Source organism: Stagnihabitans sp., assembly GCF_964946895.1.
Window position 1 is genome coordinate 32,521 of the sequence record NZ_CBBQHX010000019.1, and the last position, 13,094, is coordinate 45,614.

Annotated in this window: 13 protein-coding genes; 6 read left to right on the forward strand and 7 right to left on the reverse strand. The window is 63.6% G+C overall.

Translation table 11 applies throughout. From position 1 onward, the window contains the following. Nucleotides 1-8: 8 nt before the first annotated feature. The 4 genes from AC1Y2B_RS13495 to AC1Y2B_RS13510 all read left to right on the forward strand — a co-directional run bounded on the left by AC1Y2B_RS13495 (nucleotide 9) and on the right by AC1Y2B_RS13510 (nucleotide 5,549). On the forward strand, nucleotides 9-2,198 hold the full coding sequence (locus tag AC1Y2B_RS13495) for a glycoside hydrolase family 2 protein (protein ID WP_482253622.1): 2,190 nt from the start codon (nucleotides 9-11) through the stop codon (nucleotides 2,196-2,198). Between the two features lie 2 nt (nucleotides 2,199-2,200). Then, nucleotides 2,201-3,268 (forward strand): ABC transporter ATP-binding protein, encoded by a 1,068-nt coding sequence (locus AC1Y2B_RS13500; RefSeq protein WP_482253623.1) that lies wholly within the window; start codon nucleotides 2,201-2,203, stop codon nucleotides 3,266-3,268. Between the two features lie 187 nt (nucleotides 3,269-3,455). Beyond that, nucleotides 3,456-4,613, forward strand: coding sequence for a ribonuclease D (gene rnd / locus AC1Y2B_RS13505; RefSeq protein WP_482253624.1), 1,158 nt, complete (start codon nucleotides 3,456-3,458; stop codon nucleotides 4,611-4,613). Nucleotides 4,614-4,703: 90 nt separating this feature from the next. Continuing rightward, nucleotides 4,704-5,549, forward strand: a complete 846-nt coding sequence (locus AC1Y2B_RS13510) for a calcium-binding protein (protein ID WP_482253625.1) — start codon at nucleotides 4,704-4,706, stop codon at nucleotides 5,547-5,549. Here the strand turns inward: AC1Y2B_RS13510 and AC1Y2B_RS13515 are convergent. After that, nucleotides 5,546-5,998, reverse strand: a complete 453-nt coding sequence (locus AC1Y2B_RS13515; protein ID WP_482253626.1) for a hypothetical protein — start codon at nucleotides 5,996-5,998, stop codon at nucleotides 5,546-5,548. The two genes, AC1Y2B_RS13510 and AC1Y2B_RS13515, sit on opposite strands and share 4 nt — an antisense overlap. Before the next feature lie 106 nt (nucleotides 5,999-6,104). Here AC1Y2B_RS13515 and AC1Y2B_RS13520 point away from each other — a divergent pair, with 106 nt between their 5' ends. Next, nucleotides 6,105-6,512, forward strand: coding sequence for a SufE family protein (locus AC1Y2B_RS13520; RefSeq protein WP_482253627.1), 408 nt, complete (start codon nucleotides 6,105-6,107; stop codon nucleotides 6,510-6,512). Between the two features lie 24 nt (nucleotides 6,513-6,536). On the opposite strand, the gene AC1Y2B_RS13525 is transcribed toward AC1Y2B_RS13520, so the two are convergent. From AC1Y2B_RS13525 to cobT, 3 genes are all read right to left on the reverse strand, one after another. Further along, complete coding sequence (locus tag AC1Y2B_RS13525; RefSeq protein WP_482253628.1) at nucleotides 6,537-6,866, reverse strand: DUF427 domain-containing protein; 330 nt, start codon at nucleotides 6,864-6,866, stop codon at nucleotides 6,537-6,539. After that, nucleotides 6,866-8,662, reverse strand: a complete 1,797-nt coding sequence (locus tag AC1Y2B_RS13530; RefSeq protein WP_482253629.1) for an aminopeptidase P family protein — start codon at nucleotides 8,660-8,662, stop codon at nucleotides 6,866-6,868. Before AC1Y2B_RS13530 ends, AC1Y2B_RS13525 begins: the two co-directional genes overlap by 1 nt. A gap of 119 nt (nucleotides 8,663-8,781) precedes the next feature. Continuing rightward, complete coding sequence (cobT, locus tag AC1Y2B_RS13535) at nucleotides 8,782-10,647, reverse strand: cobaltochelatase subunit CobT (protein ID WP_482253630.1); 1,866 nt, start codon at nucleotides 10,645-10,647, stop codon at nucleotides 8,782-8,784. A gap of 193 nt (nucleotides 10,648-10,840) precedes the next feature. Here cobT and AC1Y2B_RS13540 point away from each other — a divergent pair, with 193 nt between their 5' ends. After that, a complete protein-coding gene (locus AC1Y2B_RS13540; RefSeq protein ID WP_482253631.1) occupies nucleotides 10,841-11,428 on the forward strand; it encodes an NADPH-dependent FMN reductase in 588 nt (195 codons plus the stop codon). A gap of 51 nt (nucleotides 11,429-11,479) precedes the next feature. Here the strand turns inward: AC1Y2B_RS13540 and AC1Y2B_RS13545 are convergent, their stop codons facing one another. The 3 genes from AC1Y2B_RS13545 to AC1Y2B_RS13555 form a co-directional block, all read right to left on the reverse strand. Then, nucleotides 11,480-11,662 carry a hypothetical protein gene (locus tag AC1Y2B_RS13545; RefSeq protein WP_482253632.1) on the reverse strand — a complete coding sequence of 61 codons (183 nt, stop codon included), beginning with the start codon at nucleotides 11,660-11,662 and terminating at the stop codon, nucleotides 11,480-11,482. A gap of 255 nt (nucleotides 11,663-11,917) precedes the next feature. Beyond that, a complete protein-coding gene (locus tag AC1Y2B_RS13550; protein ID WP_482253633.1) occupies nucleotides 11,918-12,442 on the reverse strand; it encodes an REP-associated tyrosine transposase in 525 nt (174 codons plus the stop codon). 184 nt (nucleotides 12,443-12,626) lie between these two features. Then, nucleotides 12,627-13,061, reverse strand: coding sequence for a thermonuclease family protein (locus tag AC1Y2B_RS13555; RefSeq protein ID WP_482253634.1), 435 nt, complete (start codon nucleotides 13,059-13,061; stop codon nucleotides 12,627-12,629). Between the last annotated feature and the right edge of the window lie 33 nt (nucleotides 13,062-13,094).

The window sequence follows — 13,094 nt, forward strand, 5'->3', positions numbered from 1 at the left end:
GGTTTGAAATGCGCATCCTGACTGACTTCAACGAGGACTGGCTGTTCGAAGGGCGCGACCGTGTGCGCCTGCCGCACAATGCGGTTGAACTGCCGTTCTCGTATTTCGACGAGAAGGCCTATCAGCGTCCCTTCACCTATGACAAGGCGATCACCAATGATCCGTCATGGGAAGGCCGCGAGGTCAGTCTGCGCTTTGACGGGGCGATGGCAAATGCCAAGGTCCGCCTGAATGGTGTCGACATCGCTGCCCATGCCGATGGCTACACGCCGTTTGTGGCTCGCCTGACGCCACATCTGAAACCCGGCGTCAATCATGTGAATGTGCTGATCGACGGCACGGAAAATCCTGCGATCCCGCCCTTTGGCGGCGTGATCGACTATCTGACCTATGCCGGCATTTACCGCGAAGCCTGGCTGGAAGTGACGACCCCGGTCTTCATCGAGAAGGTCAAGGTCGAGACCCCCGATGTGCTGACCCGGCCCCAAGTCTCTGCCCGGGTCTGGCTGGGCAATCCGCAAGGTCTGGCGCTGTCGGGCACGCTGACGGCCCTGTTGAAGGATGGGTCGGGCGCCGTTGTGGCATCCAGCACTGTTGCCGCAGCCCCCGAAGTCACCCTGACCTTCGCAGCCCCCGGCGTGACCCTGTGGAGCCTTGAAACACCCGCGCTTTACACGCTGGACCTGACCCTTGCGACAGCGCAGGGCGAAGACACCCACGCCACCCGCTTCGGTTTTCGCGACGTCGCATTTACGGCCCAGGGCTTCCACCTCAACGGCAAGGCGCTGAAACTGCGGGGTCTGAACCGGCACCAGTCGTTCCCCTACATCGGTTATGCCTTGGGCAAAGCGGCGCAGGAGCGCGATGCGGAGATCTTGAAGCATGAGTTGCGGGTAAACATGGTGCGCACCTCGCACTACCCGCAGAGCACGCATTTCCTGAACCGCTGCGACGAGTTGGGCCTTCTGGTGTTCGAGGAAATTCCCGGCTGGCAGCATATCGGCGATGCGGCGTGGCAGGCCGCCTCGGTGCAAAATGTCCGTCACATGATCACGCGGGACTGGAACCATCCTTCCATCGTGATCTGGGGTGTGCGCATCAACGAAAGTCAGGACAACCACGATTTCTACGTGGCCACCAATGCCATGGCCAAGTCGCTGGACACCACCCGCCCGACGGGCGGCGTGCGATACATCACGGACTCCGAACTGCTCGAAGACGTCTACACGATGAATGACTTCATCCTCGGGAATGAGGAGCAGGGCGGCAACCGGCCAAGAACCCCGCTGCGGCCTCAGCAAGAGGTCACAGGGCGGCCGGATGTCGTGCCTTACATGATCACCGAATACGGTGGCCACATGTACCCGACCAAAAGCCACGATCAGGAACAGCGGCAGGCCGAACACGTCATCCGCCACCTTGACGTGCTGAACGCCATGTATGGTGACCCGCAGATCGCGGGCGCCATCGGCTGGTGCGCCTTTGACTACAACACCCACAAGGATTTCGGCGCCGGCGACCGCATCTGCCACCACGGCGTGATGGACATGTTCCGTGAGCCGAAATTTGCAGGTTACGCCTATGCCAGCCAATCCGAACCCGCCGAGGGGATCATCCTGCAACCCGTGACCTTCTGGGCGCGGGGCGAGCGCAACATCGGCGGCGTCCTGCCCTTGCTGATCTTGACCAACTGCGACGAGGTCGAACTGCGCTACGGCAACCATCCGCCCAAACGCGTCGGCCCTGATCGGGACCGCTTCCCGCATTTGCCGCACCCGCCCGTCATTCTCGATCAACGCCATTTCACCAAGGACGAGTTGGGGCTGTGGGGTATGTCTTGGGAACATGCGACAATCACGGGCTTTGTCGGCGGCACGGCAGTTGCGCATCTGACTTATGCTTCGGATCCTGTGGCCACCACCCTGCAGGTCGTCTCCGATGCCAGCCGCATCGGGCCGCATGACGCGGTGCGGGTGATGGTGCGCGCGCTGGATCAGGCCGGCCACAAGCTGCCCTTCTTTCCCGAACCCGTCTCGATCACCGTCACCGGGGCCGGACGCCGGATCGGACCGGGCTTCGTGCCCTTGCGTGCCGGGTCCACCGGCTTCTGGGTGCAGGCCACCGGCAAGGGCGAAATCACCATCACCGTCACCAGTGACCGCCTCGGCGTGTCGGTCACCCAGATCTCAGCGGAGTAGCCATGTCCGGACTGACCCTGAAAGGCCTGCGCAAAGCCTACGGCGCCGTCGAGGTGATCAAAGGCGTCGACCTTGAGATCCTTCCGCAGGAATTCGTCGTCTTCGTCGGCCCCTCGGGCTGCGGTAAATCCACCCTGTTGCGGATGATCGCCGGGTTGGAGACGATCACCGGCGGCGATCTGACCATCGGTTCGCGCCGGGTCAACGAGGTTGACGCCAGCCAGCGCGGCATTGCGATGGTGTTCCAGTCCTACGCGCTTTACCCGCACATGAACGTGCGCGAAAACATGGGCTTCGCGCTGAAATTCGCCGGCGCCTCGAAACAGGAAATCACCCAGCGCGTCGATGCCGCCGCCAAGATCCTCGGCCTTGGGGCCTTGATGGACCGCAAGCCCAAGGATCTGTCGGGCGGCCAACGCCAGCGCGTCGCCATCGGCCGCGCCATCGTGCGCGAACCGCAGGTGTTCCTGTTCGACGAACCGCTGTCGAACCTGGATGCCGAACTGCGCGTCCATATGCGGATCGAGATCGCCCGCCTGCATCAAGAGCTGAAGGCCACGATCATCTACGTGACGCACGACCAGATCGAGGCGATGACCCTTGCCGACAAGATCGTGGTGATGCGCGAAGGCCGCGTCGAACAGGTCGGCGCGCCGCTGGACCTGTATGACAATCCCGACAACCTGTTTGTCGCGGGCTTCATCGGCAGCCCTAAGATGAACTTCCTCAAGGCCGTGGTTGCGGGATCAAGCCTGACCCTGCCCGAACTGAACCAGACCCTGCCGCTGCCGCCGATCGTCACCCGGCTGTCTGAGGGGGCCGAGGTCACCCTCGGCCTGCGCCCTGATATCTTCAAGCGCGGGGGCGCCGCCAGCCTGAACCTGACCATCGAAATCGTCGAACAACTTGGCGGCGAAACCTTTGCCTATGCCCGCCAGGGGGCTTCCGCCCAGGTCTTGACCATCGCTGTCGAGGATGGACGCGCCCTGCGCCCCGGCCAGTCCCTCTCTGCCAGCTTCGACTCCGCCCGCGCCCTCTTGTTCGACATCCAGGGCCAACGCATCCGCTGACCCTTTCAGACTTGCGCAAATATCCACGGGGTTCCCCAAGGGGGGCGTGCCCCCCTTGGGGCAGGGGGGTACGGGGGGGCGGCAGCCCCCCCGTGTCCGGCACGCCGCAGGCGAACTCTTTCCATTCCGTGCCAAGCAACCTATAGCGGAAGGGCGGGACGAACCCGCCCTCTGTGAAAGCCAGCCCATGCGCACCATCACCACGACAGAAGACCTCGCTGCCTTCTGCGCCATCGCCAAAACCCATGACTACGTGACGATCGACACGGAATTCTTGCGCGAACGCACGTTCTGGTCGAAACTCTGCCTGATCCAGATGGCTTTGCCCGGCAAGGATGGTGAGGCGGTGCTGGTCGACCCGATCGAGGGTCCCAACATGTCGCTGGAACCGCTTTACGATCTGTTCCGTCACACCGCGACCGTCAAGGTCTTCCACGCCGCCCGGCAGGACCTGGAAATCTTCTTCGTCGAGGGCAACTGCTTCCCGGTTCCGCTGTTTGACACCCAGATTGCCGCCATGGTCTGCGGCTTTGGCGAACAGGTGGGATATGAGACGCTGGTGAAAAAGATCGCCAAAGCCGATCTCGACAAGACCTCGCGCTTCACCGACTGGTCACGCCGCCCCCTGACGCAGGCGCAGGCGGAATACGCGGTGGCCGATGTCACTCATCTGCGGCAGATCTACGAATGGCTGGCCGCCCAGATTGCCAAGAACAACCGCCAGTCCTGGGTAGCCGAGGAATTGGGCATCCTTCTGGACCCCGAAACCTACACCACGCGCCCCGAAGAAGCCTGGCTGCGGATCAAGACCCGCACCACCTCGGGCCGGTTTCTCGCCGTCGTGAAGGAACTCGCCCGCTTCCGCGAGACCTATTGCCAGACCCACAACATCCCGCGCTCGCGCGTGATGAAGGATGACGCCTTGCTGGAGCTGGCCTCGACCCGGCCCACCAACCACGAGGAACTGGGTCGCTCGCGGCTTCTGATGCGCGAAGGTCGCAAGTCCGAGATCGCCGATGGCATCATCGCCGCCGTGAAGGCCGGTATGGAGATGAAGCCCGAGGATCTGCCGAAACCCGACATCAGCCGTGAACAGTTGCAGGTCAATCCCGCACTGGCAGACCTGCTGCGCGTGCTGTTGAAGGCGAAGTCGGAAAGCCTTGGGGTTGCCGCGCGGCTGATCGCCTCTTCGGGGGATCTGGACGCCATTGCGGCGGGGCAGCGCGATGTGCCAACCCTGACCGGCTGGCGGGCGGAAGCCTTTGGCGACGACGCCCTGCGCCTGTGCCGGGGCGAGATTGCCCTCTCGGCCAAGGGCAGCGAAGTGCGGGTGGTTCGGCTTTAAGCCGGACGGCCCGGCGACCCGGTTGAAAATTCACGGGTTTGGCGCATAGTGCGGTTGCATTCAGCCTCCGCTGCGCAGGACTTTTGAATCATGGTTCAACCGATTCCCGGTACTCCCGGCCCCGACACGCTGATCGGCACCTCTGGCAATGACACGATCCTCGCCTATGGCGGCGACGACAAGGTGTATGGCGGCACCGGGCTGGATTGGCTTTATGGCGGGGCGGGCAACGACATGCTGTGGGGCGACGGCGGGCGGGATCAGCTGTTCGGCGGGGGAGGCACGGACCAGCTTTTTGGCGGCGCAGGCGGCGGCGTGCTGTGGGGCGGGCTGGGGGCGGATACGCTTTACGGCGATGTCGGCCTGAACTGGTTGCACGGCGGGGCGGACGGGGACGCGATCTACAGCATCGGCGGCACCAACCGCCTGTACGGCGATGCCGGCAACGATTCGCTTTACGCCGGCACCGGCACGGACCGGATGTACGGCGGCGCGGGCAATGATGTGCTCTATGACGGCACCGGGGCCGACACGCTGAAAGGCGGCGCCGGACGGGATGTCATCTATGAAAGCGACGGCAATGATCTTGTCGATGGCGGCAGCGGCAACGACACGATCTATGGCGGAAAGGGTGACAATCACATCCTGGCCGGTTCGGGCGACGACATGATCTTTGCCCCCGTGCGCAACAATGGCGATCTGGTCACCACGCTGGACGGCGGGCTGGGCAATGACCAACTCGATCTGCGGATCATGGTCGGTCCGCAGGAAGCCGCACCGGCCCATGATCAGATCACCGCAACGGCCGCTGCCGAACCGGGTTTCGTCACCCTGTCGTGGAGCACCGGTCTGAACACCGGTTCGATCACCGTGGCCAATGTCGAAGAGTTCCTGCTGGCCGATGGCACCTTCACGCTGGCGGACGTGTTGGGTTAACGGTGCGCCGTCATGGCGTTCTTGGCCGAACGCACCTCGATCGCCTTGATATCCTGCAGAGTGTAGCTGCTGACTGCAGTGGCCACCGTCACCTCGCGTGAGGGTTCGGTGCCGGCGGGGGTCTGGACAGCGGGCGGGGCGATGCGGAATTCGAAGATCAGTTTGCCAGAGCCATCGACCGGCAACTGCACCAGTGCTGCGTCCCAATAGCCCTGCGTAGGTGGCACGCCGGTGGCGCGTACAATCACGCCACTGGGGTCGGGCTCCACCTTCAGCGTGGTGATCGTGTCGACCAGCCCGCGCGGATCGACGGGCGGGGTGTACAGCGCCACCGTCTCGCCAGAGCGCGGTTTGCCGAACCAGTTGAATGGATTGAGTTTGGACTGACCAAAGCCGCAACCTGCAAGGCCCAACCCCAGAACCGTCACCAAGACCACTGCGCGTTTCATGTCCGCCCCCTCATTTCCCCTTGGGTAGCCCAAGCTGCGGCATTTGAAAAGCCGAGCCTTTACCTTGGCGCACAGCAAGGCTACCTGTCACCCACAGGAGACGCCCATGGCCAGCCAAGCCTTCGAAGACCTCGCCGATACCTTTGAATTCCTCGATGACTGGGAGGAGCGCTATCGCCATGTCATCGAACTTGGCAAGGCGATGCCCGCGCTGGACGACATGTTCAAGGTGCCCGCCCTGAAGGTGCAGGGCTGCGCCAGCCAAGTTTGGCTGCGCCCGGTGATCGAGGCCGGACGCTTCGACTTTCAGGGTGACAGTGACGCGATGATCGTGCGCGGATTGATTGCCGTGCTGCACAGCCTGTATTCCGGGTTGACGCTGGCTCAGGTGCTTCAGGTCGATGCCCAGGCGGAACTGGCGCGGCTGGGGTTGAATGACCATCTGTCGGCCCAACGCTCAAACGGGGTGCGCGCGATGGTGGAGCGGATCAGGAAAGTGGCGGCGGAAGGCTGAGCAGGGGCAGGGTGCCCATACGCCCTAATCCACCCGCTCAACCGTGACCTGTGGATAAAAGGCAAGATACCCTGCAATCTGCGCGACCGTGGCCAGCGGCGTTTCATAGCTCCAGACCACATTGGCAAGCCCGGCCACAGAATAGTAGCTGGCCCGCCCCTTCCATGGGCAGGTGCTGGCACGGTCCGTCCGGGTGAACAGTTCCATCTTCATGTCGGCGCGCGGCAGGTACAACACGGGGCCATGCCCGGCCTCATGCAGCACCAGCGCGGCAGAGGTCTCACCCAGGGTCAGGTCGCCCACACGGATGCGCCAGTGGGACGCATCAGGCGTGATGGTGATCGGCAGGCCCATCAGAGCGGCCCACAGGCGGCTGTCGCCCAAGCCAGCGCCGTTGGCGACAGGCGGGGGCCAAGCTTGGCCAAGGTTTCGGCATGGTACCCGTCAAGCCACGCGCGTTCGCCCGGAGCGAGCGCCTCAGTCAGGATCAGGCGGCGGTCGAAGGGGACATAGGTCAGGGTTTCAAAGGCCAGTTGATCACGATTGTCGCCCAAGGCTGCGGCCGGTTCCACGACGATCAAATTTTCCAGCCGGATGCCGAAGTAACCCTCTCGGTAATAGCCCGGTTCATTGGACAGGATCATGCCGGGTTCAAACGGCACCTCGTTGATGCGGGACAGGCGTTGGGGGCCTTCATGCACCGACAGGAACGCGCCGACGCCGTGCCCGGTGCCATGATCGAAATCCTGTCCGGCCATCCACAGGGGCGCCCGCGCCAGCGGGTCCAGATCGCGGCCCGCCAGACCCTTCGGCCAACGGGCGCGCGAGATGGCGATCATGCCCTGCAACACGCGGGTATAGCAGGCCCGCGCCTCTGCCCCCGGGTCGCCCACGGCGATGGTCCGGGTGATGTCCGTGGTGCCGTCGAGATATTGCGCGCCCGAATCGACCAGCAGCAGTTCATTGCGGCCGATGGCGCGGTTGCTTTCGGTTGTCACACGGTAGTGCATGATGGCCCCGTTCGGCCCCGATCCGCAGATCGTGTCGAACGAGATATCGTGCAGCGCGTTGGTCGCCCGCCGGAAGCCTTCCAAGGCGGTCACGACATCAATCTCGGTCAGGCCGCCCTTGGGCGTCTGGTCATCAAGCCAAGCCAGAAACTCCACAACCGCCGCCCCGTCGCGCAGATGGGCCAAGCGCATCCCCGCGATCTCGGCGGCATTCTTGCAGGCTTTGGGCAGGCGGCAGGGATCATCGCCCCAGACGACCTCGGCCGCTCCGGCGCGGATTTCCTGCGCCACCGCAAGGGGGGCCGTGGTCTTGTCGACCCGCACCTTGCCTGTGGTGCTGCGCAGGGCGGGGATGAATTCGGCAACGGGCAACAGGCTAACGCCGTCGTCCAGATGCGCTTCGACATCGGGGCCGATCTTGTCGGGGTCGACAAACAGGATCACGTCGCCATCCGCCTCTAGCAGCGCGAAGGCTTGCAGGACCGGGTTTTTGGGCACATCCGCGCCACGAATGTTCAACAGCCAGCAGATCGAGTCAGGCAGGGTCAGCACCGCCGCATCCTGTCCCGCCGCCGTCAGGGCAGCCCCCAGCCGCGCCCGCTTGTCCAGCGAGGTTTCCCCGGCAAACTCCACCGGATGCGGGAAGGCCTTGCCCAAGGGGGCGGCAGGTTGATCCTCCCAGATCGCATCGACCACGTTCGTGGTGGGCTGCAGAGTGACGCCCGTGCCCTCTAGCGCGGCTTCGATCCGGGCGATCTCGTCCGCGGTGTGCAGCCAAGGGTCAAAGCCCACGACGCCCGCAGAAAGGTGTTCGGCAATCCACGGACCGGGCTTGACCTCGGGCCAGGGAACCGGGGTGAAATGCGTCAGATCGACCTGACCCTTGACCTGCGTGCGGTAGCGGCCGTCGATGAAGACCCCGGCCACCGAAGGCAGCACGATGCAGAACCCTGCCGATCCAGTGAAGCCGGTCAGCCATTGCAACCGTTCATCGCGGGCCGCGACATATTCGCCCTGATGGGCATCGGCGCGCGGGATGATGAAGCCCTCCAGCCCCTCCGCCTGCAAGACGCCGCGCAGGTCGGCCAAACGTCCGGGCCCTTGGGCGGGCGAGGCATGGCTGTCAAAGGTCTGAAACATATCCGCGTCCCCCGCCCGCGATTTTTCTGCGAAAAATCGGATCTTGTCTGCACCGTGATCTTTAGGCGAAAAACCGACGCCGAGGCGTTTCGATGATTTTTCTCAGAAAAATCGTGGCCTTACCCTGCCTTGCGCCCAAAGGCGCGTTCCCGTTTCTTCTGGTCCACCTCGAACAGCGAGGCCAGTTGTTCGGTCATCGCCCCGGCCAGCTGTTCGGCATCGGTGATCGTGACGGCGCGCTGGTAATAGCGCGTCACGTCATGGCCGATGCCGATGGCGATCAGTTCGACGGCCTTGCGTCGTTCGACCATGGCGATCACATCGCGCAGGTGTTTTTCCAGGAAATTGGCCGGGTTCACAGACAGCGTGCTGTCATCGACCGGCGCCCCATCGGAAATCACCATCAGAATCTTGCGCGCCTCGGGCCGGGCCATCATGCGGCGGTGCGCCCACTCCAGCGCCTCGCCATCGATGTTTTCCTTCAACAGACCCTCTTTCATCATCAGGCCTAGGTTCGGCCGTACCCGCCGCCACGGCGCATCGGCGTTCTTGTAGATGATGTGGCGCAAATCGTTCAGCCGCCCCGGACCCGGCGGACGCCCGGCCGCCAGCCACTTCTCGCGGCTTTGGCCACCCTTCCACGCGCGGGTGGTAAAGCCCAAAATCTCCACCTTGACCGAGCAGCGTTCCAGCGTGCGCGCCAGCACATCCGCGCAAATGGCTGCGATCGAAATGGGACGCCCGCGCATGGAACCGGAGTTATCCAACAGCATCGTCACGCAGGTGTCGCGGAACTCGGTGTCCTTCTCCTGCTTGAAGGACAGCGGCGTGGTCGGGTTGGCCACCACGCGCGCCAGCCGGCCCGCGTCCAGCGTGCCTTCCTCCAGATCGAACAGCCACGAGCGGTTCTGCTGGGCCTGCAGACGGCGCTGCAGCTTGTTGGCAAGGCGCGAGACGGCGCCTTTCAGGGGTTCCAGCTGCTGATCCAGATAGGCGCGCAGGCGTTCCAGTTCGGCGGGTTCTGCCAGCTCCTCGGCCTTGATTTCCTCATCGAATTCCGTGGTGTAGGCGTTGTAAAGCGGGTCTGCCGCCGAATGCGCGGCAGGGGGCGGCGGCTCCAGCGGGGCCTCGCCATCCGGCAGTTCGGCCTCTTCGCCCTGATCGAGGTCAGAGGTTTCCTCCATCGTCACTTCGGCTTGTGACTGGTCGGGTTCCTCTTCCTGCGACTGTTCCGGAGACGCGTCCGATTCCTCTGATTCCTGCTGCTCGGATCCGGCTTCTTCCGGGGCGTCTTCGCGGTCTTCGTCGCCGGTTTCGTCCTGCTGGTCGTTCTGGTCCGGATCGTCGCCCAGCTGGTCGCCATAGCCAAGGTCAGAGATCACCTTGCGGGCCAGTCGGGCAAAGGCGGCCTGATCGGCCAGCACTTCGTCCAGGCTGCCCAATGAGCCGGACGCCTGTTCCTCGATGAAACCGCGCCACAGGTCCATCACATGCTGTGCGGACTTGGGCAGATCGCGCCCGGTCGCCAGATGCCGCACCAGATAGCCCGCGGCCACCGGCAAAGGCGCTTCGGAGGCGGCATTGATCTGGCCGTAGCCCTTTCGGTCGGCCTCGTAAGCGATCTTGGCGTCAATGTTGGTCGCGGTGCCCGGCATGGCGCGGGCGCCGACGGCCTCGCAACGGGCCGTCTCCATCGCGTCATAGATTTCCTTGGCCAAGGGCCCGGTCGGCGCGTATTTCGACGACACCTGCTCGTTATGGTAGCGCCGCTTGAGGGCGAAGGCATCTGCCGTGCCGCGCGCCAAAAGGACTTCATCCTTGGTCATCCGGCGCGAGACCTGCGGCAGCCGCACGCCTTCCTTGTTCATGCCCGCCGGATCGACCGAATAGGTCACCGTCATCTCGGGGTCATCGGCCATCGTGCGCGTGGCATCGGCCAGCGCCTTCTTGAAGGGATCAGCGGGGTTGTCGAGGGGCTTGCTCATGGCCGCAATCTGGCACCGTGCGCGGGCAAGGGCAAGGTGGGCCGGGTGTCCGCGCGCTTGCAAGTCGATGAAAATTCCAAAACGAACTTCGTGCAATCCTGCACAGTGTTAGCGCGCATTCTCGGAATTTCTCTATCTCCGCACAACAGCTAGACAACTGTCATCGAATTGACCTTCCATAAGGAAATTGACCATGTCCAAACCGAAAATCGCCCTCATCATCGGCTCCACCCGCCCGACGCGGTTTGCCGACATTCCCGCCCAATGGATGCTGGCGCAAGCCCAGACGCGTGACGATATGACCGTCGAGCTTGTCGACCTGCGCGACTTTGATCTGCCGCTGTTCAACGAGATGGCGTCGAACCTCTGGATGCCCTCGTCGGATGCCCGCGCCGTGGCGTGGCAGAAGAAGATCGGCGAGTTTGATGGCTATATTTTCGTCGTCGCCGAATACAACCGCTCGATCACCGGCGCCCTGAAGAACGCACTCGATCAGGCTTATGTGGAATGGAACCGCAAGCCGATGACCGCCATTGCTTACGGTGCCACGGGTGGCACGCGCGCGCTGGAGCATCTGCGCACCATCGCCGTCGAGTTGCAGATGGTGCCGACGCGCAATGCCGTGCATCTGGGCATGGGCGATTTCTTCAAGGTTCACCCCGGTATGGGTGGTTCGGGCAATTTGGCCGATGTCGAAGCCAACCTGCTGCCGGCCGTCAAGGCGTCGCTGGACGATCTGGTCTGGTGGGCCAATGCGACCAAGGCTGCCAAGCAGGCTTGATCGGATTGATCCATGGTTCGAGGGGGGTGCCACGGCGCCCCCCTTTTCACATCAGCTGAGCAGCAAGGCCGTGCAGGCCGCCACCTGCCGCTTGGCCAGGGACAGCGCCCAGGCGCCATCGCGGCCCAAGGCCTGCTGCAGCAATTGTGCCTCTGCCACCTTGGCCTGCAGGCGCAGGTCCATCGCGTGCTGGGCTGCGTCTTGCGGCATCGCAGCCGCCAGAAGTTCCGCCATGGCGCGCCTCGGTTGCGTCGGCCCCGGGGTCTTGCACAAGCCATTGATATTCCATCAGGGCCGAAAGGCGTCCTGTGCAGGTGGCAAAAAGGCGCATCGGGTCGGCGACGGGCAGGGTCTGGGCGCACAGCGGCACAGCCCGCGCCACAAGCATCAGGCACAGCCCGAAACCGATGTTTCGCAATCTGCCCATGTTTCCAGCATGAACCTGAAAAGACAGATAATCAATTCAGCAGTTTGAAAACTCTTGCCGGTTCAGGCGCTGCGGCGCTGGTCAGCCCCGGCCAAAGCCGGCGCAGCATGGGCCCGCTGGACCATCCTGCCCTTGGCAAAGCTGGAGTAGGGCCAAAGGGCAGGATCAGCCACAAGGCCATGTTTCACCGGGTTCGTCTCGCAGTGAAAAAGGGCGCGCTGAAACTCCTCCTCGGTGCGGATGGCGTGTTCGTGGAAGCGCCGCTGCCAGATCCCCCGCTCCGGTTTGGCGTCCGGTGCGGGGCGCGTCTGGCCAGCCTCCGGGATGGCATGGGAAAAGCGCGATTTAATCCGCCGCCAGCGCTCGCTGTACCAGACACCGCCCTCAGGTTCGGTCCAGACAGCGTGCAGATGGTCGGGCAGAACCACCATGGCATGGCAGGTCACCGGGTATTCGCGCACGGTTCGGGCATAGGCGTAGCGCAGGGTTTCGATATGGTCGGTCAGCAAGGTCGCGTCGCGCTGTTCAAGGCGGACGGTGAAGAAATAGGTGGCTCCGGGCAGGAGAAGGCGGCGAGACCATGTCATCGTCGCAGGATCCGGCAATTTGGTTAAGGAAGAGTTGAGGCCCTGCAAGGCCACCCTTTGCCGCGTGGCTTGCCTGTGGTCTCAGACCCGCCGCGTGCGCCAGGTCTTCGCCATTCGGTCAGATGGCTCCCCATAGGACAATGGCGCCGGGGTGATTGGGGCAGGGATCGGCCATCTGCCCAGGTCACGAGCCAAGAAGGTGGCACCAGTCGGGATGGCGGTGGCCGGCATAGGGTAGGGCAAGGGGGCTGGCCAGCATGAAGCCTGCCACATCCTGACCGCCAATCTCCACATCAGCCAAATCGCGGCCATAACGGTCAAGGCCGCCAAAGCGCACCTCGGTCACCTGCCCCGAGGCGACGAGCCTTTGCATCAGGACGGTTGCAGCCTCGCCCGCCTGCTTTTCGGCAGGACAATGCGGATGATAGATTTCGGGCGTGTCATAGCCCAACAGCCGAACCTTGTGGACAACACCCGCACAGGTGAGGTGCAGCGTGTCACCATCGACCACCTTGCTGACCTGACACTGCCCCCCCGACGCGACCGGTGCCGGAAATCCGGGCTGCGCCGTCAACAAATGGGCAAGGCTGGCCAGGGCAGGACGCCAGGGATAGGGCATGGTTTTCTCCGTCTTTCTGGGGTCTGTCATCGC

Bases quoted from the DNA above. Each gene is read 5' to 3' on its own strand.
- AC1Y2B_RS13495 (WP_482253622.1), top strand. From the start codon at position 9: ATGCGCATCCTGACTGACTTCAACGAGGACTGGCTGTTCGAAGGGCGC.
- AC1Y2B_RS13500 (WP_482253623.1), top strand. From the start codon at position 2,201: ATGTCCGGACTGACCCTGAAAGGCCTGCGCAAAGCCTACGGCGCCGTC.
- rnd (WP_482253624.1), top strand. From the start codon at position 3,456: ATGCGCACCATCACCACGACAGAAGACCTCGCTGCCTTCTGCGCCATC.
- AC1Y2B_RS13510 (WP_482253625.1), top strand. From the start codon at position 4,704: ATGGTTCAACCGATTCCCGGTACTCCCGGCCCCGACACGCTGATCGGC.
- AC1Y2B_RS13515 (WP_482253626.1), bottom strand. From the start codon at position 5,998: ATGAAACGCGCAGTGGTCTTGGTGACGGTTCTGGGGTTGGGCCTTGCA.
- AC1Y2B_RS13520 (WP_482253627.1), top strand. From the start codon at position 6,105: ATGGCCAGCCAAGCCTTCGAAGACCTCGCCGATACCTTTGAATTCCTC.
- AC1Y2B_RS13525 (WP_482253628.1), bottom strand. From the start codon at position 6,866: ATGGGCCTGCCGATCACCATCACGCCTGATGCGTCCCACTGGCGCATC.
- AC1Y2B_RS13530 (WP_482253629.1), bottom strand. From the start codon at position 8,662: ATGTTTCAGACCTTTGACAGCCATGCCTCGCCCGCCCAAGGGCCCGGA.
- cobT (WP_482253630.1), bottom strand. From the start codon at position 10,647: ATGAGCAAGCCCCTCGACAACCCCGCTGATCCCTTCAAGAAGGCGCTG.
- AC1Y2B_RS13540 (WP_482253631.1), top strand. From the start codon at position 10,841: ATGTCCAAACCGAAAATCGCCCTCATCATCGGCTCCACCCGCCCGACG.
- AC1Y2B_RS13545 (WP_482253632.1), bottom strand. From the start codon at position 11,662: ATGGCGGAACTTCTGGCGGCTGCGATGCCGCAAGACGCAGCCCAGCAC.
- AC1Y2B_RS13550 (WP_482253633.1), bottom strand. From the start codon at position 12,442: ATGACATGGTCTCGCCGCCTTCTCCTGCCCGGAGCCACCTATTTCTTC.
- AC1Y2B_RS13555 (WP_482253634.1), bottom strand. From the start codon at position 13,061: ATGCCCTATCCCTGGCGTCCTGCCCTGGCCAGCCTTGCCCATTTGTTG.